This window comes from Lentzea flava, assembly GCF_014648475.1.
Lineage (GTDB): Bacteria > Actinomycetota > Actinomycetes > Mycobacteriales > Pseudonocardiaceae > Lentzea > Lentzea flava.
Genome location: NZ_BMRE01000036.1, coordinates 61,037 through 82,357, shown reverse-complemented (window position 1 = coordinate 82,357; position 21,321 = coordinate 61,037). Strand labels below are relative to the sequence as shown.

Genomic DNA, 21,321 nt, shown 5'->3' with positions numbered 1-21,321 from the left:
TGGCACCTCACTTCGATGTGCGGTCAGGTCTACGCGGGCGGCGATTCATCGGATCTTTCGTGACTGTCCCGCCTCCAGTCAAGAGGCGCGCCTAGGCTGCCGATCATGGGGGACTTCCTCGTCTACGCGATCGCTTTTCCGATCACCTTCCTGCTGCTGGTCCTCGGCATGTCGCTCGCCGCGCGCCGGATCCTCGGCCTGCGCATCGGCCTGATCCGCACGGCGCTGGCGTGCCTGCTGGCGATGTCGATCGCATCCGGCATCTTCGGCGAGACCACCGCGACGCCGACGACCTCGCTGGTCACCATCCAGCTCGGCATCTCGCTGCTCGCGGTGATCGGCCTGCTGGCGTTCGCGGAGATCATCGTGCCGACCGGCTCGATTCCACCGCCGACCGAGTGGTGGGGCATGCTGCGGCGGCGGATCGCCCGCACCCGCCGGTACTCGAAGATCACCGCGATCGCGTTCCGGCACGGCCTGGGGCCCTACCTGCGCGGCAGAGAACGGTCGGACGCGGGGCTGGCGCGCTCGTTGCGGCTCGCGTTGCAGGACGCGGGCGTGACGTTCGTGAAGCTCGGCCAGGTGCTGTCGACGCGCGCCGACCTGCTGCCGCCGGACTTCGTGGACGAGCTGAGTCTGTTGCAGGACAAGGTTCCCCCGGCGTCCTGGGACTCCGTGCGATCCGTGCTGGACGAGGAAGTCGGGCTCGACGCGTTCGCCTCGATCGACCCGGAACCGCTGGCCGCGGCGTCCATCGCGCAGGTGCACAGGGCCGTGCTGAAGACGGGCGCCGAGGTCGTGGTGAAGGTGCAGCGCCCGGACGTGCGCGCGGTGGCGGAGGGCGACCTGGACATCGTGTCGCGCCTCGCCGAGACGTTGCAGCGGACGCGGTGGGGTGCGGCGCTGGGCGTGCGCGACCTGGCGGCGGGATTCGCGGCGGCGTTGCGGGAGGAGCTGGACTTCCGGGTCGAGGCGCGCAACATCGCGGCCGTGTCGGCGGTGTCGGACACCTCGGTCGGGCTGCCGCACGTCCACCTGTCGACCTCCCGGGTTCTCGTCATGGACCGGCTCGACGGCGTGCCCGTGCGCGGCGCCGCGGAGGACGAGGGCCTCGCCAGGACGTTGCTGAGGTTCGTGCTGCGCCAGGTGATGCTGGACGGCGTCTTCCACGCGGACCCGCACCCCGGCAACGTGCTGCTGCTGACCGACGGACGGCTGGGATTGCTCGACTTCGGCTCGGTCGGCCGGATCGACTCCGCCCTGCGCTCGGCGCTGCAACGGCTGCTGCTGGCCATCGACCGCAGCGACCCGGCCGGCCTGACGGACGCGTTGCTGGAGCTGACGTCACGGCCGGAGGACATCGACGAGCAACGGCTGGAGCGCGCGCTCGGCCAGTTCATGGCCCGCCACCTCGGCGTGGGCATGCGCCCGGACGTCGAGATGTTCGGCGACCTGTTCGCCCTGGTCTCGCGGTTCGGGCTGAGCATCCCGCCGGAGATCGCGGCGGTGTTCCGCGCGCTGGCGACGCTGGAAGGCACGCTGGGCGTGCTCTCGCCGGGCTTCAACATCGTCGTGGAGTCGCGGGCGTTCGCGGCCGAGCAGATCTCCGAACGCCTCACCCCGGAATCGGTGCGGCGCACGATGGCAGAGGAGCTCCAGGCGGTGCTGCCCATGCTGCGCAGGCTGCCGCGGCGGATCGACCGGATCACCGGTGCGATGGAACAGGGCAGGCTGAGCATGTCGATGCGGCTCTTCGCCGACGAGCGCGACCGCTCGTTCGTCACCGGGCTGCTGCACCAGGTGATGCTGACCGTCCTGGGCGCGACCGCGGGCGTGATGGCGGTGTTGCTGCTCGGATCGTCCGGCGGGCCGCAGATCGTCCCGGAGATCGGCCTCTACCAGGTGTTCGGCTACAACCTGCTGATCATCAGCGTGCTGCTGGGCCTGCGCGTGGTCGTCGCGGTGTTCCGGCCGCGTTCCTAGAACTGCCTGCGGTACACGGAAACGTCGTCACGCCACACGCCGAACGCGTCCGGTGCCGACTGGACGATCGTCATCTCGTTGAGCGTGCCGAGGATGCGCCACGCCCGCGCAACCGCTTGCGAGCCCGCGAAGGCGATCGTGCAGAACTTCCTGGGCTCCACGACGGTGCGCACGCGGTCGACCTTGCCGACGCTCATCGGCGTGTCCTGCCACAGGTCCAATGTGTACCCGGTGCGGATGGGATCACCGGACCCCAGCACGCCTTCGATGCTGACGACCAGCCTGTCGTCCTCCAGGCGCAGGTCGTAGTGACCGCTTCGGGGAGGGGCGCCGCCGGTGTACGCGGAGCGTGCCGGATCGAGCACCCAGTGCCCCAGAAACGGCACGAGGTCGTCACTCATGTGTGTCTCCTTCGCGGAACCTGCGCCACTGGCGGATTGTCCGGCGCATCGAGGTGGGCGACCATCACCCGATGAGTTATGAGACGGGCGTGCGGTGGAAGTGGATTCCGTTCGTCGTGCTCGCGTTCGTGCTGCTGAGCTGGCTGGTGTTCGAGGCCCTCGACCTCATCGACTTCGAGGGAGTCGTGACGTGGGTGCGCGGCATCGACCCGGTGTGGGCGGCGGTGGCGATCTTCGGCCTGCTCGTCGTGGACGTGCTGCTGCCCGTGCCGTCCACTCCGCTCATCGTGCTGGCGGGAACGGCACTCGGCCTGCCGCTGGGGCTGGCACTCGCGATCATCGGATCCCTGGGTTCCTCTGCCGCAGGGTACGCCCTCGGACGGTTTGCGCGCCCGTGGCTGGTGCGCAGGGTCGTCACCATTGACGAACTGACCGAAATGCGGCGGTGGGGCCGCCAGTTCGGGCCCTGGTTCTTCGGGGTGGCACGCGGTATTCCGATGATGGCGGAGACCGTGTCGGTGTCCGCAGGAGTGTCGCGGGTGCCGTTCCGGACTTTCCTGCTGTACACGCTCGTCGGAACTGTTCCGATTTGTGCCGCGTACGTGCTCGCGGGGTCACGCGCCGAGACCGTCGAGGAGGTCGTGATGATCAGCGCCGCCGGTTTTCTGGTCACGGTCGGTCTCTTCTACCTGCTGCGCCGGCTGGTGAAGGCCGCGCCGTAGAAAAAACCGCTGGCGCCGTGTGGTTGTATGAGTGTGCGCCCGGTGCGCAGCGGAGGGTTACTTCTGGTATCTCAGGTTCGATTCCTGAAGCCGGTCTCGGCCGGTCTTCGCTCACCTCGGTGAGCACGTCACCTTCCGCGACTTGACCTCGGGCGCCCACAACTCCACATCGGCCGGAAAATAATCACTGGCGCGGCGTGGTTACATGGATTTGCACCCGGTGCGAAGCCAACGGTTACTTCGTCTTCAAAACGCAAATGTCCCGTTGGCGAACCTGATCTCGGGGAGCACACAACTTCACACGTGTCCGGTGCGAAGCAGAGGGTTACTTCCACTGTTAATGGGCGGGTCGTGGGTTCGAATCCCACCAGCCATCGCGCTGTAGCTCAGCTTGGCAGAGCAGCATGTACCTTCCGCGACTTTGATCTCGGACACGTGTGGGGTTCGTGGCTCCCCTTTCTTTTGTCTTGAGGGGGAAGAGCCGATGGCGAAGTTCAACATCTTTCGCGCACGTCCGGCGGGCACCAGCCCGGTCGCCACGGCGCCGGCACCGTCCGGCCGCACCTACGAGGGCGGCGACGGCTACGCCCGCGACACGAAGTCCGAGCTGTTCCTGCTCGCCGTGTCGAACCTGGGCGGCGAGCACACCTTCTACGAGTCCGGAAACCAGCGCGACACCCGTTTCGCACAGCTCGTCCACGAGGCCGCGCTCGCGGATCCGGAGTGGACCGCGCGACTGCTGAAGTGGCTGCGCAGCGAGGCGAACATGCGCACCGCGTCGCTCGTCGGCGCGGCCGAGTTCGTGTACGCGCGCCTCGTCGCCGAGACCGACGCGGGCGTCACCAACCGGGCGGTCGTGGACTCCGTGCTGCAGCGCGCGGACGAGCCGGGCGAGCTCCTCGCCTACTGGACGAGCGTCAACGGCCGGCGCGTGCCGAAGCCGGTCAAGCGCGGCATCGCCGACGCCGTGCGGCGGCTCTACGACGAGCGCGCGGTCCTCAAGTGGGACAGCGACGCGCGCGGCTTCCGCATGGCCGACGTGCTGAACCTCGCCCACCCCTCGCCTGCCGCCGACTGGCAGGGCTCGCTCTTCCAGTACGTGCTGGACCGCCGCCGCGACGGCGACGTGGAAGTCCCTTCCCCGCTGCGGGTGATCGCGGCACGCCGCGAGCTCATGGCGTGGCCGGTCGAGCAGCGCCGTGAGCTGTTCACGCGTCCCGACGCGGCCGACGTGCTGCGCCGGGCCGGGATGACGTGGGAGTCGGTGGCCGGATGGCTGCAGGGCCCGATGACGAAGGAGGTGTGGGAGGCGCTCGCGCCGTCCATGGGTTACATGGCTCTGCTGCGCAACCTGCGCAACTTCGACGAGGCCGGCATGTCCGACGAGGCCGCGGCTGCCATCGCGGCCCGGCTGGCCGACCCGGGCCAGGTCGCGCGCTCGCGGCAGTTCCCGTTCCGGTTCCTGTCGGCGTACGAGGCGGCACCGAGCCTGCGCTGGGGCCACGCCCTCGACCAGGCGCTGCAGGCGTCGCTCGGCAACCTGCCCGCGCTGCCGGGCCGGTCGCTGATCCTCGTCGACACCTCGGCGTCGATGACGGGCTGTGGTTTCTCGGCGCGATCGAAGGTCACCCCGGCCAAGGCCGCTGCGGTCTTCGGTGTCGCGCTGGGCGCCAAGGGCGAGCAGGTCGACGTGGTCGGCTTCGCGGACGGCACGTTCCGGCACGACGTCAAGCCGGGCGCGTCGGTCATCCGCACGGTCGACGGGTTCCTGAAGCGGATCGGTGAGGTCGGGCACGGCACCGACATCGTCGGGTCGCTGCAGCGGACCTACCGCGGCCACGACCGGGTGTTCATCATCTCGGACATGCAGACCATCGCCGGGCCGTACGGGACGGGCGTCGCCGACGTCGTGCCGCGGCACGTGCCGGTCTACGGCTTCAACCTGGGCGGGTACCAGCAGGCGGCGTTCGCGACCGGCAAGGCCAACCGACACGAGTTCGGTGGCCTCACCGACGCGACTTTCCGCATGATCCCCCTGCTCGAGGCAGGTCGGAACGCCGACTGGCCGTTCTGATCAGGCAGCGGCGCGAGCGAACACCCCGGCCGTCTCGGCAACGCGGCGGCCGAGGTGTTCGGCCGTCGCGATGTCGGCCTTGTGCACCTGGTCGGGCCCCTCGTCGTTGTTCGACTGGGCGGCGGCGCCGAGGAAGAACCCGAGCCGGTTGATGTCGTGCTCGGAGCCCTCGCTGGTGTTCCAGCCGGGGTGCAGACCGAGGTTCACCCAGTGCATGCCGTGCTGGGCGGCCAGCACCGTGAAGAACTGCAGGGTGTTGAGCTTGTCGCCGCTCTTGGAGGCGGAGTTGGTGAAGCCGGCGGCGAGCTTGTCCTTCCACGAGTGGGTGAACCAGCGCTTCGAGGAGTCCTCGGCGAACTTGTGGAACGCGCTCGACGCCGTGCCCATGTAGGTCGGCGAGCCGAACACGATGGCGTCGGCGTTGTCGAGCAGCTCCCACTGGGCGTCGGTGATGGTCTCGACGTTGATCAGGTGCACGGTCGCACCCGCCTCCAGCGCGCCCCGCTCGACAGCGGACGCGAGGACAGCGGTGTGGCCGTAGCCGGAGTGGTACGCGATGGCGACTGAGGTCATGCCTCAGAACGTACACTAACTTTTCGTTAGCGCAAGCTATCAGTTAGCGCTCACTGGAGGTATGCTCCCGCCATGGAGTTCAACGTGTTCGCGAAGGCGTGCCCGTCACGCCCGACGCTGGAGCACGTCACCGGCAGGTGGGGCAGCCTGACGTTGGGCGCGCTCGTGGACGGTCCGCTGCGGTTCAACGAGCTGCGCCGGCGGGTCGACGGGGTCAGCGAGAAGATGCTGTCCCAGACGCTGCACGCACTGGAGCGCGACGGGCTCGTGCACCGCGATGCGCAGCCCACGAACCCACCGCGCGTCGACTACAGCCTCACACCGCTCGGGCGCGAGACGGCCGATCGGCTGCTGTCGTTGATCCACCTCCTGGAGGCGCGGATGCCCGAGGTGCTGGAGGCGCAACGGGCGTACGACGCCCGGTGAAGGGCTGCCTGTACTGCTGGACCCAGGCCGAGCTGGACGCGCTCGACGGCGATCCCGAGCTGGTGCCGGACGAGATCGTGCGGCAGTTCGCGCGGGAGACCCCCGATCACTTCGACCGCGACGAGTACGAGCTCGCGTGGCGGCGGCTCGCGCACCGGATCGTCCAGGTGCTGGAGCGGGAACCGGACTCCATGTACACCTCGGGACTCGAGCAGGCGGGGTGGACCGGCTGGCCTGAGGACGAGCGCGCCGCGTTCCGTGCGCTGGTCACCGGGGTCGTCGTGCGCGCGGCCGAGGACGAGGAGCGCTGGCCGTCACTGGACGACCTGATCCAGGCCGCCGCCCAGCTCGACCAGAACATGAATCCGTGGCTGCGCCTGGTCGAGAGCTTTCCCGACGGGGCTTTCGCGCACATGGCCGAGTACTGGTCCCGCGACCTCCTGCACAGCAGCAACTACGGCACGTGGCTGTTCTGGAAGGACCCGGCGGCCGGAGAGCAGATCGAGGACTGGCTGCTCACCACCGCCCTGCGCGACCGTCTGTCCGCAATGGACAGCGCGGTCGCGCGGAGTGCGGTGGAGCAGATCGGCGTGCTGGCCGAGATCAGCACTCGATGACGTTGACGGCGAGGCCGCCGCGTGCGGTCTCCTTGTACTTCACCGACATGTCCTTGCCGGTGTCGCGCATGGTCTTGATGACCTTGTCCAGCGAGACGAAGTGCGAACCGTCGCCGCGCAACGCCATGCGGGCCGCGGTGATGGCCTTGATCGACGCGAGCGCGTTGCGTTCGATGCACGGGATCTGCACCAGGCCGCCGATCGGGTCGCACGTCAGGCCGAGGTTGTGCTCCATGGCGATCTCGGCGGCGTTCTCGACCTGTTCTGGCGTACCTCCGAGCACCTCGGCGAGACCGCCTGCGGCCATCGAGCACGCCGAGCCGACCTCGCCCTGGCAGCCGACCTCGGCGCCGGAGATCGAGGCGTTCTCCTTGAACAGCACGCCGATCGCGCCCGCGGTGAGCAGGAACCTGACCACGCCGTCGTCGTTGGCTCCCGGCACGAACTTCGTGTAGTAGTGCAGAACCGCGGGCACGATGCCGGCCGCGCCGTTGGTCGGTGCGGTGACGACGCGGCCGCCTGCCGCGTTCTCCTCGTTGACCGCCAGCGCGAAGAGCGTCACCCAGTCCATCACCCGCAACGGGTCGGTGGCGAAGTGCTCGCCTTCCAGCCGCTTGCGCATCTCGGCGGCGCGGCGGCGGACCTTGAGGCCGCCAGGCAGCACGCCGTGCTCGGTGCAGCCGCGTTCCACGCACTCCTGCATGACCCGCCAGATGTGCAGAAGTCCTTGGCGCACCTCGTCTTCGCTGCGCCACGACAGCTCGTTGGCCATCATGATCTCGCTGATCGACAGACCGGTCTCGCGGGTGCGTGCGAGGAGCTGGTCGCCGGTCAGGAACGGGTGTGGCAGCGGTGTGGTGTCCGGCTTGATCCGGTCGGTGCCGCTCGCGTTCTCGTCGACGACGAAGCCGCCGCCGATCGAGTAGTAGACGGCGTGCTCCACCGACTTGTCGCCGCTGTAGGCCTCGAAGCTCATCCCGTTGGGGTGCAACGGAAGCGACTTGCGGCGGTGCATGACGAGGTCGCGGTCGTGCACGAAGCCGATCTCGTGCGTGCCGCCGAGCCGCAGGCGTCCACTCGCGACGATCTCCTCGACGCGGGTCGCCGCGACCGTCGGGTCGACCTCTTCCGGGAGGTTGCCCTCAAGGCCGAGGAACACGGCCTTTGGGCTGCCGTGACCGTGCCCGGTCGCGCCCAGTGAGCCGAACAGCTCGACGTGCACGCGGTCCACTTCGGACACCCGTGCACCGAGCTTCTCGACGAACATCGCCGCCGCGCGCATCGGGCCGACCGTGTGGGAGCTGGAGGGCCCGATGCCGACGGAGAAAAGGTCGAAAACGCTGATCGCCACTGATCAGTCCTTCGTGGTGGTGGTTGCGCAGTCAGTCTTTGGTGAGCTCGGCGTACTTGGCGGCCGTGAGCAGGTTCTCCGCCGACTCGACGCGCACCTTGAACAGCCAGCCGGCACCGTACGGCTCGTTGTTGATGATCGCCGGGTCGTCCACGACCGCGCTGTTGACCTCGATCACCTCACCGGTGACGGGCGAGAACAGGTCGCTGACCGACTTGGTGGACTCGAGCTCACCGCACACCTCGTTCGAGACGACCTTCGCGCCGACCTCGGGGAGCTGAACGAAGACGATGTCACCGAGGGCGTCCGCGGCGTACTCGGTGATCCCGCAGGTCAACGGGTCCTGGGTACCCGGCGTCCAGTCGACCCACTCGTGTTCGTGGGTGTAGAGCAGGTTCTCGGGGAACTCCACGGCGACTCCTCTGGCTGTGACGGGTCAGGACACTTGCGCCCCCTCCGCCGTGCAGAGTTGCCTACCCCGAGCGGTCTTGCTGCCTGAGAGTGTGCGGGAGCTTGCCCCTTCGGCGCCCCGACCGGTACGTCGAGGTCTCTCCCACTCGGGTTCTGGTGCCTCACGGGCACCGCGGCCGGTCTTCAGTTCTCGGCGCGAACGCTATGTGCGGTCACCGCCAAGTGTCAACGCGACGTGGTTGACATCGGAGAGAGCGCTGCCATGGTGAGTACAGGCAGACATCGGAGGTCTCATGAGGAAACCGTTCATCGTCGCCTTGCTCGTCTCACTGGTGCTGACGCCCGTTCCCGCCGCTTCGGCCGCCGAGGCACCAGCCCCTCTTCCCGTCCCCATCGATCACCTCTTCGACAACGACGGCATCGACACCGCGTCGGACCGCACCGGCGACTTCGACGGTTCCGGCTACGCGTTCCCGGCGGAGGCACTGCCGTCCGGGCAGGTCACGGCCGACGGAGTGCCGTACCTCTTCCCGGGAAATTCACAGGCCGGGAACAACAACGTGGTCGCGATGGGCCAGCGGATCGAGCTGCCCCGCGGCCGCTACCTGACCGCGCACTTCCTCGTGGCGTCGTCGTACGGGGCGGCAGGAGGGACGGCCACCGTGCACTACGCGGACGGATCTTCCACGACCGCTTCGGTGAGCGGACCGGACTGGTACTCGGGCAGTGGTCCGATCTCCGCGCCGTTCCGGTACTCACCCGGCGGCACCGACCAGCACCCCGTGTCGATCGGGACGGCCCAGGTCTGGACGGATCCCCAGAAGGACGCGGTCGGCATCACGCTGCCGGTCACGAACCCGGCGGTCGAGGGCAAGTCCTCGCTGCACGTGTTCGCGCTGTCGGTGCAGCCGGTGGACAAGGGCGCGGTGCTCGCGGTCCGTGCCGCGCGCAGCACGACCAAGCTGCCGCGGCTGGGCGGTCAGACCGTCGAAGCGACCGTCGTGAACCTCGGTGACCAGTGGATCTCCGACATCCGGGTGCGTGCGGAGGGGCTCGGCGTGGTGACGCTCGCGCCCGCGTCGGTGAAGCGGCTCGCGCCCGGCGAGGAGGCGCGGGTGCGGATCGGGATCCACGCCTACCGGACCGGCACGTTCGACGGGAAGGTCGTCGCTGTCTCCGGTCGTGTCTCCGCCTCGCAGAAGGCCAGGTTCACGCTGGGCGTGGCGGACTACCAGGCCACCGACGCGTCGCTGGCCGCGCACGAGTCGCCGTACTGGTTCGACGACGCGAAGTTCGGGATCTTCATCCACTGGGGCCTGTACTCGGTGCCCGCGTGGTCGCCGCCGGGTGAGCAGTACGCGGAGTGGTACTGGCAGTGGATGCAGGACCCGAACAACGCCGTGCACCCGTACCACGCGGCGAAGTACGGGAAGGACTTCACCTACGACCAGTTCATCCCGCAGTTCACCGCCGCGAAGTTCGACCCGCGGGAGTGGGTGCGGCTGTTCGAGGAGGCGGGCGCGAAGTACTACGTGCTGACGTCCAAGCACCACGAGGGCTTTGCGCTGTGGGACTCGAAGGTGTCCGGCCGCGACTCCGTCGACCTCGGTCCGCGCCGCGACCTGGTGAAGGAGCTGTTCGACGCGTCGCGGAAGTACACGCCGTCGTTGAAGAACGGGCTCTACTTCTCGATGCCGGAGTGATTCAACCCGGACAACCCGTGGAGCGGTCACGGCCCGCGCAACCCGTGGACCGGCGCACCCGAGCCCTACACCGGCTACCAGGCCGGACGGGACTTCGTGCGCGATTACCAGGCACCGCAGATGACCGAGCTCGTCGACGGCTACGACCCGGACGTCATCTGGTGCGACATCGGCGGTGCGAACGACTCGCGACGGGTGCTGGCCGACTACTTCAACAAGGCCAAGAACCGCGCCGTGCCGAAGGACGTGACGGTCGACGACAGGTGCGGCATCCCGACCCACGACTACACGACGCCGGAGTACGCGACCTACCCGAACACGGTGGTGAAGAAGTGGGAGGCCTCCCGCGGCCTCGACCCGCGCTCGTACGGGTGGAACCGGGCGACGCCGGACTCGATGTACATGACCGCGGACGAGGTGATCGACACGCTGGTCGACACGACGTCCAAGAACGGCAACTTCCTGCTGGACATCGGCCCGCGGGCGGACGGCTCGATCCCGGAGATCATGCAGCAGCGCCTCCGCGAGACGGGTGCGTGGCTGCGGACGAACGGCGAGTCGATCTACGGCACGACGTACTGGTCGCGGATGGCCCAGCAGGGTCCGCTGCGGTTCACGGTCAAGCCGGACCAGGCGTTCTACATCACCTCGTTGGTCCAGCCGGGATCGCAGCTCGTGGTCGACGCGCCGGTGCCCGTGCGCGACGGCGACCGCATCACGCTGCTGGGGCATGACAGGCCCCTGAAATGGACCCGATCGGGTGGAAAACTCGTGGTGGACGTGCCCTCCGGCGTCGGCCGGCACGCATGGGTCTTCAAGGTCGCTTTGTCCTAGGAGAACAACCGGACAGTGACTGGATAGTGCGATCCGCACGGTGACATGACCTTCCGGCTGCCTCACATTGTGAGACGAGAGGCCAGCCGAACGGAGGAGTCATCGTGCGGATCGCAGTTCCCCGCGAGATCAAGAACCACGAGTACCGCGTCGCCCTCACGCCGGCGGGTGCTCACGAACTGACCAGCCGCGGTCACGACGTGTTCGTCGAGCAGGGCGCCGGTCTGGGTTCCGCGATCACCGACGAGGAGTACCTCGCCGCGGGCGCCAAGATCCTCGCTTCCGCCGACGACGTCTGGGCGGAGGGCGACATGGTCCTCAAGGTCAAGGAGCCGATCGCCGAGGAGTACCCCCGCCTGCGCGCCGGCCAGACCCTCTTCACGTACCTGCACCTCGCCGCCGACAAGCCGCTGACCGAGGCTCTGCTCGCGTCCGGCACCACGGCCATCGCCTACGAGACCGTGCAGCTGCCGAACCGCGCGCTGCCGCTGCTCGCCCCGATGTCCGAGGTCGCGGGCAGGCTGGCCCCGCAGGTCGGCGCGTTCTCCCTGATGAAGCCCTCCGGCGGCCGCGGCGTGCTGCCCGGTGGCGTCCCCGGCGTCGCCCCGGCCCGCGTGGTCGTGATCGGCGGCGGCGTGGCGGGCCTGAACGCCGCCACCATCGCCGTGGGGATGGGCGCCGACGTGCAGATCCTCGACACCAACGTCGACCGCCTGCGCCAGATCGACGCGCAGTTCTCCGGCCGGCTGCGCACGCTGGCCTCCAACTCGTTCGCGATCGAGCAGGCCGTCCGCGAGGCCGACCTGGTCATCGGTGCCGTCCTCGTGCCGGGCGCCGCTGCCCCGAAGCTCGTCTCGAACGCGCTGGTCGCCGACATGAAGCCGGGCTCGGTGCTCGTCGACATCGCGATCGACCAGGGCGGCTGCTTCGAGGACTCCCGTCCCACCACGCACGCCGAGCCGACCTACGAGGTCCACAACTCGGTCTTCTACTGCGTGGCGAACATGCCGGGCGCCGTGCCGCGCACCTCGACCTACGCGCTGACCAACGTGACGCTGCCCTACGCCGTCGCGCTGGCCGACAAGGGCTGGGAGAAGGCGCTGAAGGACGACCGTTCGCTCGCCCTGGGCCTCAACGCCCACGCGGGCCGGCTGACCAACGGCCCGGTGGCCGAGGCGACCGGCCTCGTGCACACGCCGCTGGAGACCGTGGTCTGAAAGCCAACTGAATGATGGAGCCCCCGCACGCGATCACCGCTGCGGGGGTTTCGCCTATCTGAGGGCCGCCACGCGCGCCTTGATGCCGTCGATCACGCAGTCCAGCCCGAACTCGAACTGGCCCTCCAGCGACCACAGCTCCTGCTCGCCCAGCATCTCGACGTAGTGGGGGTGCTGGTCCCGGTAGAGGTCGGCGATCTTGCCCATGTCCGGCGGCGGGGTGTCCATCTTGCCTCTGGCGATGAAGTTCACCTCGGCCATCGCGTACCCGACGACGTAGCTCGACACCGTCGACACCGACCGCGCCGCGGCTGCCGTCGCAAGGCCTGCGGTCTGCATGGTCGCGAGCATCGCGTCCGCCATCGCCACGGCCTTCGGGCCGATGGCGGTGAACTCCCCCATGCCGCGCAGCCACCACGGGTGCTTGAGCGCGAGACGACGCAACGTGTGCATCATCCCGCGCAACGCGATTTCCCAGTCGGCGTCGGGCTCCGGCAGGTCGAACTCACCGTAGATCTCGTCGAGGCAGAGCTCGATCAGCGCGTCCTTAGTCGGCACGTGCCAGTACAGCGACATGGGGGCAGCGCCGAGTGCGGCGGCGAGCTTGCGCATCGACAGCTTCGCCAGGCCGTGCTCGTCCAGCATCTCCATCGCCTTGCGGACGATCGCCTCCCGGCTCAGGCCGAGAGGCTGACCGCTGCCGGGCCTGGGTTTGCTGAACCACACGCTGTCCACAGGCCGATCCTAGGCACGCCGCAGCAGCACGCTGGCCACAACACCTCCGAGGAACACGGCGATCGCGCCGATCACGAGGCTCACGCTCATGCCGGACGAGAACGCGTCCCGCACGAGGGTGATGTCCGCTCCGCTGTGCAGCGCTTCGGACAGCGAGCGCGACGGCACGCCGTCCGGCAGCGCGGCGGCGAACCGCGCCGACAGCAGCGCACCCAGCACGGCGATGCCGAACGAGGAACCCAGCTCCGTCAACGTGCTCGACAGCCCGGACGCGATGCCCGCCCGTTCCGGCGGGATGGAACCCATCAGCGCGTTGACCGCAACCGGTTGCGCCACACCGACTCCGACGCCGATGAGGATCAGTCCGGCCAGCGTCGGCGGGTAGGTCGTGCCGATCGAGAGCAGCACCACGCCGCCCGCGACGATCGTCATGCCGAGCAGCATCGCCTTGCTGGCGCCCAGTTTCAGCACGAGCTGGCCCAGGGTGTTGCTCGTGACGAGCAACGCGATCGCCATCGGCGCCACGCGAACGCCGGCCTCCAACGGGCTGTAGCCGAGCACGCCCTGAAGGTGTTGCGTCAGCAGGAACAGCGAGCCCGCCATGCCGAACGCGGCCAGCACACCCGACGCCACCGCGCCGGTGAACCGCCGGTCAGCGAAGAAGCCGAGGTCGAGCATCGGCTCCGCGGTGCGCCGTTCCCACAACGCGAACGCCGTCATGGCGACCAGACCGATCGCCACCGGCACCCCGAACCGCACCGAGCCGAACCCGTGCTCCGGCACCTCGATCACCGCGTACACCAGCGCGACCATGCCGATGATCGACAGAACCGAACCGACGACGTCCGGCCTGCGCACGGTCGGGTCCTTGGACTCGGGCACCAGCGCCGCCACGGCCACGATCGCGAGGATCGCCACCGGAACGTTGATGAGGAACACCGAGCCCCACCAGAAGTTCTTGATGAGCGCGCCGCCGATCACCGGCCCGGCCGCGAAACCGAGGCTCGTGACCGCGGCCCAGATGCCGATGGCCTTCGGGCGTTCCTTCTCGTCGAACAACTGCATCAGCACGGCCAGCGTGCCGGGCATCAGCATCGCGGCGCCGACGCCCATGAACCCGCGTGCCGCGATCAGGGCCTCCGACGAGCCCGCGTAGGCGGCCACGGCACTGCCAGCGCCGAAGAGCGCGAGACCGGCCAGCAACGCCTTCTTGCGGCCGAACCTGTCGCTCAGCGACCCGGTCGTGAGCAGCAGACCAGCCAGTGCGAGCGAGTAGGCGTTGATCATCCACTGGATGTCGGCGGTGCTGGCCCCCAGCCCCGTGGAGATCGACGGGATCGCCACGTTCAGCACGGTGTTGTCGAGCACCACGACCATCACGGACAGGCAGAGCACGCCGAGCACCGCCCAGCGCTGCGGGTGCACCCCGACCCTCTCGGTCGTCGAAGTCATCTCGTCCCCCTTACGGTGTACGAGGACCTTACAGCGTACGAGACCGCTGGCCGCAAGCCGATTTCGCTCAGAGCGAGTTGAGGAGGCAGGCCCATCGGGGGCAAAAGAAAGGGCGGCCGCGCTCAACCAGCCTGGGGGTCACTGGGAGCGGGGCCGCCGAGGACAAATATAGCGGGCTCCAGGGGGCCGCGCCCAGCACCCCCGCCGAAACGCGACCCAAAAGTTTCCCCAACTGGACCACTGCCCGTGTTCGGCCCGTCCAGCAAACGAGTGAATTCCCCGGCCCGCGGTGCGGCGAGCAGGGCCGACGGCCGATGAAGACGGAGTCGGGTGTCCCTCGAAGGGAGATTCCATGGCTGAACCACAGGGATGGATCCACTGCCACGACCCGTTCGGTCGAGACAGATCGATGACCGTTCTGGTCGAGAACGACCGAGTTCTCCTGGTCACGCCACCGGGTGAGACCGCTGTGATGTCCGCCACCCAGACGAGGCGGCTGGGCTCCTTGCTCGACCAGGCCACGGCGAAGATGTGATGGACGAAGCCCTGCGAGACGCGGTGCTGCAACGGCTGGCACTGCTGGACAAGGTGGCCGAGCACGGCGAGGCCGACGCGCTGGTCCCGCTGGCCCGCGCGGAGATCCACCGGCTGGCGGACGGCTGGCGCCTGCTGCTGACCGTGCACCAGCCCGACGAGGACGGCCGCTGCAAGGCGTGTCCCGGCTGGCTGCGGCGTCGGCGGTGGCCCTGCCAGGTCTGGAACATGGCGCACCAGCACCTGATCGGCGAGGGACTGCCGCACCGCGAGCGGCGCAGGCCGTTGCGCAACCCTTTCACCCGATCGGGCACGATCGAGATTCCCGAGGAAACACCGGTCGAGCTCACCGCCGAACTGCCGCCGATCCCCAGCGACGTCCCGCCGGTGGTGCACCGCGCGCCGGTCGTGTCGCGTCCCAGGCACGCCTTGCCGGACTGAGCTTTCGGGCAGGATGGGCCGCATGCATGACGGCAGCGGCCTCGTCGTGGCCCAGAACCTGACCAAGCGGTTCGGTTCTGTCACGGCGGTGCAGAACCTGAGCTTCACCGTGTCACCCGGCAGCGTGACGGGCTTCCTCGGCCCGAACGGCGCAGGCAAAACGACGACCCTGCGGATGCTGCTGGGTCTCGTGAAGCCGACGGCCGGCCTGGCGACGATCAACGGACGACCGTTCCACCAGCTCGGCCAGCCCGGCCGCGTGGTGGGCGCGGTGCTGGAGGCGCAGGGGTTCCACCCCTCCCGCTCCGCCCGCAACCACCTGCGCGTGTACGCGGCGGCCATCGGCGTGCCGGACGCGCAGGCCGACCAGGTCCTCGGCCTGGTCGGTCTCGGCACGGCCGCCGACCGCAAGGTGGGCGGGTTCTCGCTCGGCATGAAGCAGAGACTGGCGCTCGCCACGGCGTTGCTCGGTGATCCTCAGGTCCTCGTGCTCGACGAACCCGCGAACGGCCTCGACCCCGAGGGCATCGCGTGGCTGCGCACGTTCCTGCAGTCGTACGCGCGCATGGGGCGCACGGTGCTGATCTCCAGCCACCTGCTGGCCGAGGTCGAGCAGACCGTCGACCAGGTCGTGATCATCTCGCGCGGGCAGACGATGTTCTACGGACCGCTGGACCAGTTGCGGCAGCAGCAACAGCGGCGCGTTCTCGTGCAGCCGTCGGACGTCAACGCGCTCGCGACGGCGTTGCGCGCCGAGGGCGTGCAGACGATCGAGCAGCTGCCGGACGGCAGGCTCGCGGTGTCCGATGTGGACTCCAAGCACGTGGCCGACAGCGCGTTGAGGGCAGGCGTGTCGATCTACGGCATCCAGGAGGAGCAGGTCGACCTCGAGCGGCTGTTCTTCCAGCTCACCAGTGGTCAGTACGCCGGGTACGCGCCGGCGCCGAATCCGTACCAGCAGCAGGGTGGTTGGGCCTGATGGGAAACCTCGTACAGGCGGAGCTCCGCAAGACGACGACGACCGGCCTGTGGTGGGGTCTGCTGATCCCGACCGCGGTGCTGGCGCTCGGCTGGGGGCTCGCGACCGGCCTGTTCGGGAAGTTCTTCGTGGACTTCGCGTCGACCAGCGACCTCGAGGAGGTGTCGGACTTCCTCGGCGTCACGCCGGACCAGTGGAAGGTCACGCTGTTCGGCATGGCGCGGGCGATCAACATCTCGACGATCTTCCCGATGGTCTTCGGTGCGATGGCGATCTCCGGCGAGATCAACCGGCGGACGATCACGACGACGTTCCTGACGGCGCCGTCGCGCATGCACGCGATGCTGGCGAAGATGCTGGTCTACGTGCTGTGGGGCGCGATCTACGGCCTCGCGATCATGCTGTTCCTCGGCATCGGTGTGGTGCTCACCAGCAGCTCCGGTCAGCTGCCGGACGCCGGTGGCTGGGCGATGCTGGCGCTGGCCTGCGTGCTGTCGTCGATCCTCATGACGATGTTCGGCGTCGGCGTGGGAGCGCTGATCCCGAACGTGGCGGGGACGATCGTGTTGCTGCTGCTGTACTTCCTGGTGATCGAGAACGTGCTGCACTTCGTGCTCGCGTACCTCGAGGTGCCGACGGTGATCGGGTTCCTGCCGAACGGGTCGATCAACGGGCTCACCGGGTCGGTCGCGGTCGACCTCTTCCTGTCGTCGGCGGGCGTGGTGCCGCCGGAGGTCGAGGACGTGCTGCGGGCCATCGCGGGTGCCGGTGGAGCGCTCGACTGGTGGTGGTCGGGTCTGGTGTTCCTCGGGTGGGCCGGGGTCGTGTTCGCGGGCGGCTGGGCGGTCACCCAGTCCAAGGACATCACCTGACCTGCGGTTTCTGAAGATCACCTGAACTGTCGGACCCCGTCCGTAGTCTTGGCTGCGTGACGAAGGGCTGGATCCGCCGACTGACCGCCGCCTGCTGGCAGCACCCCCGCCTGGTGGTGCTGTCGGTGCTGGCCGCGGTCGTCGGCGTTGGTCTGCAGGCGGCGGGTCCGTTGCTGCTCAAGACCGCGGTCGACGACTCGACGACGGGCCGCACCGACCGCCTGTGGGCGTTGATGGTCGCGCTGATCGTGCTGGAGCTGCTCACGTTCGGGTCGGCGTTCCTGCGCCGCTACCTGGGCGGGCGGCTCGCGCTGGGCGTGCAGCACGACCTGCGGCTCGGCGTGTTCTCCGCGGTGCAGCGGCTCGACGGCGCGAAGCAGGACGAGCTGCGGACCGGGCAGATCGTGTCGCGGTCGATCACCGACCTGCAGCTGGTGCAGTCGCTGCTGATGATGGCGCCGCTGGCCGTCGGCACCGTGGTGTTCGCGGTGGCGGCCCTCGCGGCGATGCTCTACCTGTCGGTGCCGCTGACGATCATCGCGATCATCGTGCTGCCGCTGGTCGCGTGGCTGGCCGGCCGCACGAGGCTGACGTTGTTCCCGGCCACCTGGTCCGCGCAGCAGCGGGCCGCCGATCTCGCGCAGCACGTCGAGGAGACCGTCACGGGTGTCCGCGTGGTGAAGGGCTTCGGCCAGGAGGCGCGTGAGGTGGCGCGGCTGGAGAAGCACGCCCGTGCGCTGTTCGCGGAACGGATGCGCGCGGCCCGCCTGTCGTCGCGGCCGCTGGCGACCGTCACCGCGCTGCCGTTGCTCGGCCAGGTCGGCGTGCTGGCGCTCGGCGGCTGGCTCGCGTTGCACGGCCAGGTCACGCTGGGCACGTTCCTCGCGTTCACGACGTACGTGGCGAATCTCGTGGGCCCGACCAGGATCCTGTCCGGCCTGGTGGTGTCGGCGCAGCTGGCCCGTGCCGGGGTGGAGCGGGTCTACGAGCTGATCGACTCGCAGCCGGACGTGAAGGACGGTCCCGGCGAGGTTCCGGACGGCCCGCTCGGCATCTCTTTCTCCGACGTGACGTTCGGCTACACCCGCAGCGAACCGGTGCTGCAGGACTTCTCGATCTCCGTGGCGCCGGGCGAGACGCTGGCGCTGGTCGGCACGGCGGGTTCCGGCAAGTCCACGGTTTCCCTGCTGCTCCCGCGTTTCTACGACGTGCACTCCGGCTCCGTGCGGGTGGGCGGTGCGGACGTCCGCACGTTGCGCCTGGAGTCGTTGCGCGGCGCGGTGGGCGTGGTCTTCGAGGAGGCCTTCCTCTTCTCCGACACGGTGTTCGCGAACATCGCCTACGGCCGCCCCGACGCCTCCCGCGAGGAGGTCGAACGCGCCGCGAAGGCCGCGGAGGCCCACGACTTCATCGAGGCGCTCCCCCTCGGCTACGACACGGTGGTGGGCGAACGCGGGCTCACCCTCTCCGGTGGCCAGCGCCAACGCGTGGCCCTGGCCCGCGCCCTGCTCTCCGACCCGCGCGTCCTGCTGCTCGACGACGCGACGTCCGCGGTGGACAACGCGACCGAAGCCGCCATCCACGCCACGCTCGCGTCGGTGACGGCCAACCGCACCACCCTCCTGGTGGCCCACCGCCGCTCGACACTGTCCCTGGCCGACCGGATCGCGGTGCTCGACGCGGGCCGGGTGGTCGACATCGGCACCCACGAGGAGCTGACGTCCCGCTGCGCCCTCTACCGCGACCTGCTGGCGGGCCCGGACGAGGCGATCGAGTCCACGGCCCCGGTGACGACGGGCGAGCTGTGGCCGGCTCTCACGCAGGACGACCGCGACCAACGCCTGATCGACGAAGCCAGGACGACGGCCCCTGCCGCGTCCGGCAGGAGAGGAGGCGGTGGCGGCGGCATGTCGGCCCTGGCAGGCGGCCCGCCGACGCCGGAGCTCCTGGCCCAGGTCCGCGCGCTCCCGCCGGCCACAGAAACCCCGGTCCTGCACGGCGAGGACCCGCGCGCTCCCGATCCCGGCTTCCGCCTCGCACGTCTGCTCCGGCCGGTCCGCTGGGCGCTGGCCGCCGTGGCCGCCCTGGTCGTGCTCGACGCGTTGGTGGGCATGGGTTTGCCCGCCCTGGTCCGCCTGGGCGTCGACGGCGGCGTGGTGACGGGCACCGAATCCACGCTGTGGCGGGCCGTCGCCCTGGGCGTGGGCCTGGTGGTGATCGGCTGGCTGACCACGACGGGCAGCACGGTGTTCGCCGCCCGCCTTGGCGAACGCCTGCTCTACCTGCTCCGCGTCCGCAGCTACGCCCACCTGCAACGGCTCGGCCTCGACTACTACGAGCGCGAGATGGCCGGCCGCATCATGACGAGGATGACGACGGACGTCGACGCCCTCTCGACGTTCCTGCAGACCGGTCTCGTCACCGCGGTGATCAGCCTGATCACGGTCGTGGGCATCACCGCCGCCCTGGTCGTCACCGACGCGTCCCTGGCCATGATCGCCCTGGCGGTGCTGCCGGTCCTGGCCGTGGCGACGGCGGTCTTCCAGCGCCTCTCCTCCACCGCCTACGCCGAAGCCCGCGAACGCGTGAGCGCCGTCAACGCCGACCTCCAGGAAAACGTGTCGGGCCTGCGCGTCTCCCAGGCCTACACCCGCGAACGCCACTCGGCGGAAGCCTTCGCCGAACGCAGCGACGCCTACCGCCGGTCCCGCCTCCGGGCCCAGCGCTACATCGCCACCTACTTCCCGTTCGTGGCGATGCTCTCCGGCGTGGCCCAGGCGGTGGTCCTCGCCGTGGGCGCCCACCGGGTGGCCACCGGCACGCTGACGCCGGGCGTCCTCCTGGCGTTCCTGCTGTACCTGGGCCTGTTCTTCAGCCCGATCCAGCAACTCTCGGGAGTCTTCGACGGCTACCAGCAGGCCCGAGTGGGTCTGCGCCGCATCGGCGACCTGCTGCGCACGCCGAGCACCGTCGAACCCCCGGCGACCCCGATCCCGGTCCCACCCCGCCTGCGGGGCGAGGTGGAGCTCCGCAACGTCTCCTTCACCTACTCCGGCGCCGACCACCCGGCCCTGGACGACGTGTCCCTGCACGTCACCCCCGGCGAAACCGTCGCCCTGGTGGGCGAGACCGGCGCGGGCAAGTCCACGCTGGTCAAACTGATCGCCCGCTTCTACGACCCCACCTCGGGCGAAGTCCTGGTCGACGGTCAGGACGTCCGCACCTACGACCTCTCGGCCTACCGCCAACGCCTGGGCGTGGTCCCCCAGGAGGCCCACCTCTTCGGCGGCGACGTGGCGGAGAACGTCGCCTACGGCCGCCCCACCGCCACCGAACAAGAGATCCAGCAGGCCGTAGAAGCCGTGGGCGCGCTCCCCATGGTCGCCGGCCTCCCCCAGGGCTTCCGCCAACCGGTGGGCGAACGCGGCAACCACCTCTCCGCAGGCCAACGCCAACTGCTGGCCCTGGCCCGCGCCGAGCTGGTGAACCCGGATCTCCTGCTGCTCGACGAGGCAACAGCAGCCCTGGACCCGGCCACAGAATCCGCGGTCCTGGCCGCCAGCGACCACCTGGCCGGCGCCCGCACCACCTTCGTGGTGGCCCACCGTCTCGCCACCGCGGCCAGGGCCGACCGAATAGTCGTCCTGGCAGGCGGCCGCATCGTCGAGCAGGGCACCCACGCCGACCTCTTAGCGGCCAACGGCGCCTACGCCCGCCTGTGGCGCCACGGCACCCCAGAAGCCGCCTGACCCAGGCCCACACCACCCTCGCGGCAGCCCACCGCCCGACCACCACAGCCAAAGCCCACCGACCAACCGCCCTGACAAGCGGCCGCATCATCGAGCAAGGCATCCACACCGACCTCCTAGCGGCCAACGGCGCCTACGCCCGCCTGTGGCGCCACGGCACCCCAGAGGCCGCCTGACCCAGGCCCACACCACCCTCGCGGCAGCCCACCGCCCGACCACCACAGCCAAAGCCCACCGACCAACCGCC

17 protein-coding genes, 1 pseudogene and 1 riboswitch are annotated in these 21,321 nt (G+C 69.4%); of the genes and pseudogenes, 12 read left to right on the top strand and 6 right to left on the bottom strand.

The annotated features are described in order from the left end of the window. Window positions 1–105 precede the first annotated feature (105 nt). On the top strand, window positions 106–1,983 hold the full coding sequence (locus IEZ09_RS31665) for an ABC1 kinase family protein (RefSeq protein WP_189257470.1): 1,878 nt from the start codon (window positions 106–108) through the stop codon (window positions 1,981–1,983). On the opposite strand, the gene IEZ09_RS31660 is transcribed toward IEZ09_RS31665, so the two are convergent. Further along, window positions 1,980–2,384, bottom strand: a complete 405-nt coding sequence (locus IEZ09_RS31660) for a hypothetical protein (RefSeq protein ID WP_189257469.1) — start codon at window positions 2,382–2,384, stop codon at window positions 1,980–1,982. The genes IEZ09_RS31665 and IEZ09_RS31660 overlap by 4 nt on opposite strands. A 71-nt stretch (window positions 2,385–2,455) precedes the next feature. On the opposite strand from IEZ09_RS31660, the gene IEZ09_RS31655 reads away from it, so the two are divergent. Then, window positions 2,456–3,106 carry a TVP38/TMEM64 family protein gene (locus IEZ09_RS31655; protein ID WP_189257468.1) on the top strand — a complete coding sequence of 217 codons (651 nt, stop codon included), beginning with the start codon at window positions 2,456–2,458 and terminating at the stop codon, window positions 3,104–3,106. Window positions 3,107–3,590: 484 nt separating this feature from the next. Then, window positions 3,591–5,180 carry a TROVE domain-containing protein gene (locus IEZ09_RS31650; RefSeq protein ID WP_189257467.1) on the top strand — a complete coding sequence of 530 codons (1,590 nt, stop codon included), beginning with the start codon at window positions 3,591–3,593 and terminating at the stop codon, window positions 5,178–5,180. Here the strand turns inward: IEZ09_RS31650 and IEZ09_RS31645 are convergent, their stop codons facing one another. After that, entirely contained in the window at window positions 5,181–5,753 is a 573-nt protein-coding gene (locus tag IEZ09_RS31645) for a flavodoxin family protein (RefSeq protein WP_189257466.1), read from the bottom strand. Window positions 5,754–5,825: 72 nt separating this feature from the next. Between IEZ09_RS31645 and IEZ09_RS31640 the strand changes: the two genes are divergently transcribed. Together IEZ09_RS31640 and IEZ09_RS31635 are read left to right on the top strand one after the other, a co-directional pair. Next, the gene (locus IEZ09_RS31640) at window positions 5,826–6,179 is read left to right on the top strand and encodes a winged helix-turn-helix transcriptional regulator (RefSeq protein ID WP_189257465.1); all 354 of its coding nucleotides are present in this window, start codon (window positions 5,826–5,828) and stop codon (window positions 6,177–6,179) included. After that, the gene (locus IEZ09_RS31635) at window positions 6,176–6,796 is read left to right on the top strand and encodes a hypothetical protein (protein ID WP_189257464.1); all 621 of its coding nucleotides are present in this window, start codon (window positions 6,176–6,178) and stop codon (window positions 6,794–6,796) included. The genes IEZ09_RS31640 and IEZ09_RS31635 overlap by 4 nt, the downstream gene beginning before the upstream one ends. Here IEZ09_RS31635 and IEZ09_RS31630 read toward each other — a convergent pair. Then, the gene (locus IEZ09_RS31630) at window positions 6,783–8,147 is read right to left on the bottom strand and encodes an L-serine ammonia-lyase (RefSeq protein WP_189257463.1); all 1,365 of its coding nucleotides are present in this window, start codon (window positions 8,145–8,147) and stop codon (window positions 6,783–6,785) included. The genes IEZ09_RS31635 and IEZ09_RS31630 overlap by 14 nt on opposite strands. Window positions 8,148–8,178: 31 nt before the next feature. Continuing rightward, window positions 8,179–8,559, bottom strand: coding sequence for a glycine cleavage system protein GcvH (gcvH, locus tag IEZ09_RS31625; protein WP_112269035.1), 381 nt, complete (start codon window positions 8,557–8,559; stop codon window positions 8,179–8,181). A gap of 61 nt (window positions 8,560–8,620) precedes the next feature. Further along, window positions 8,621–8,713: riboswitch (glycine riboswitch) on the bottom strand. A gap of 138 nt (window positions 8,714–8,851) precedes the next feature. Here gcvH and IEZ09_RS31620 point away from each other — a divergent pair. Next, window positions 8,852–11,095: pseudogene (locus tag IEZ09_RS31620) on the top strand (alpha-L-fucosidase). Window positions 11,096–11,199: 104 nt separating this feature from the next. Then, window positions 11,200–12,312, top strand: coding sequence for an alanine dehydrogenase (gene ald / locus IEZ09_RS31615; RefSeq protein ID WP_189257462.1), 1,113 nt, complete (start codon window positions 11,200–11,202; stop codon window positions 12,310–12,312). Window positions 12,313–12,366: 54 nt separating this feature from the next. On the opposite strand, the gene IEZ09_RS31610 is transcribed toward ald, so the two are convergent. Next, window positions 12,367–13,047 (bottom strand): TetR/AcrR family transcriptional regulator, encoded by a 681-nt coding sequence (locus IEZ09_RS31610; RefSeq protein ID WP_189257461.1) that lies wholly within the window; start codon window positions 13,045–13,047, stop codon window positions 12,367–12,369. 9 nt (window positions 13,048–13,056) lie between these two features. Beyond that, entirely contained in the window at window positions 13,057–14,499 is a 1,443-nt protein-coding gene (locus IEZ09_RS31605) for an MFS transporter (protein ID WP_189257460.1), read from the bottom strand. Window positions 14,500–14,851: 352 nt separating this feature from the next. On the opposite strand from IEZ09_RS31605, the gene IEZ09_RS31600 reads away from it, so the two are divergent. From IEZ09_RS31600 to IEZ09_RS31580, 5 genes are read left to right on the top strand one after another with little or no spacing between them, the layout of a single operon-like run. After that, entirely contained in the window at window positions 14,852–15,034 is a 183-nt protein-coding gene (locus IEZ09_RS31600; RefSeq protein WP_045312139.1) for a hypothetical protein, read from the top strand. Next, on the top strand, window positions 15,034–15,474 hold the full coding sequence (locus IEZ09_RS31595) for an AraC family transcriptional regulator (RefSeq protein WP_229813125.1): 441 nt from the start codon (window positions 15,034–15,036) through the stop codon (window positions 15,472–15,474). Before IEZ09_RS31600 ends, IEZ09_RS31595 begins: the two co-directional genes overlap by 1 nt. A 22-nt stretch (window positions 15,475–15,496) precedes the next feature. Further along, window positions 15,497–16,453 (top strand): ABC transporter ATP-binding protein, encoded by a 957-nt coding sequence (locus tag IEZ09_RS31590; protein ID WP_189257459.1) that lies wholly within the window; start codon window positions 15,497–15,499, stop codon window positions 16,451–16,453. Continuing rightward, window positions 16,453–17,325: an ABC-2 transporter permease gene (locus tag IEZ09_RS31585; RefSeq protein ID WP_189257458.1), complete on the top strand. Its 873-nt coding sequence runs from the start codon at window positions 16,453–16,455 to the stop codon at window positions 17,323–17,325. Before IEZ09_RS31590 ends, IEZ09_RS31585 begins: the two co-directional genes overlap by 1 nt. Before the next feature lie 56 nt (window positions 17,326–17,381). After that, entirely contained in the window at window positions 17,382–21,074 is a 3,693-nt protein-coding gene (locus IEZ09_RS31580) for an ABC transporter ATP-binding protein (protein ID WP_229813124.1), read from the top strand. Window positions 21,075–21,321 lie beyond the last annotated feature (247 nt).

Coding starts and splice junctions, on each gene's coding strand:
- IEZ09_RS31605 (WP_189257460.1), bottom strand. CDS start 14,499: ATGACTTCGACGACCGAGAGGGTCGGGGTGCACCCGCAGCGCTGGGCG.
- IEZ09_RS31595 (WP_229813125.1), top strand. CDS start 15,034: ATGGACGAAGCCCTGCGAGACGCGGTGCTGCAACGGCTGGCACTGCTG.
- IEZ09_RS31585 (WP_189257458.1), top strand. CDS start 16,453: ATGGGAAACCTCGTACAGGCGGAGCTCCGCAAGACGACGACGACCGGC.
- IEZ09_RS31665 (WP_189257470.1), top strand. CDS start 106: ATGGGGGACTTCCTCGTCTACGCGATCGCTTTTCCGATCACCTTCCTG.
- IEZ09_RS31650 (WP_189257467.1), top strand. CDS start 3,591: ATGGCGAAGTTCAACATCTTTCGCGCACGTCCGGCGGGCACCAGCCCG.
- IEZ09_RS31660 (WP_189257469.1), bottom strand. CDS start 2,384: ATGAGTGACGACCTCGTGCCGTTTCTGGGGCACTGGGTGCTCGATCCG.
- IEZ09_RS31600 (WP_045312139.1), top strand. CDS start 14,852: ATGGCTGAACCACAGGGATGGATCCACTGCCACGACCCGTTCGGTCGA.
- IEZ09_RS31640 (WP_189257465.1), top strand. CDS start 5,826: ATGGAGTTCAACGTGTTCGCGAAGGCGTGCCCGTCACGCCCGACGCTG.
- IEZ09_RS31645 (WP_189257466.1), bottom strand. CDS start 5,753: ATGACCTCAGTCGCCATCGCGTACCACTCCGGCTACGGCCACACCGCT.
- IEZ09_RS31655 (WP_189257468.1), top strand. CDS start 2,456: ATGAGTTATGAGACGGGCGTGCGGTGGAAGTGGATTCCGTTCGTCGTG.
- IEZ09_RS31590 (WP_189257459.1), top strand. CDS start 15,497: ATGCATGACGGCAGCGGCCTCGTCGTGGCCCAGAACCTGACCAAGCGG.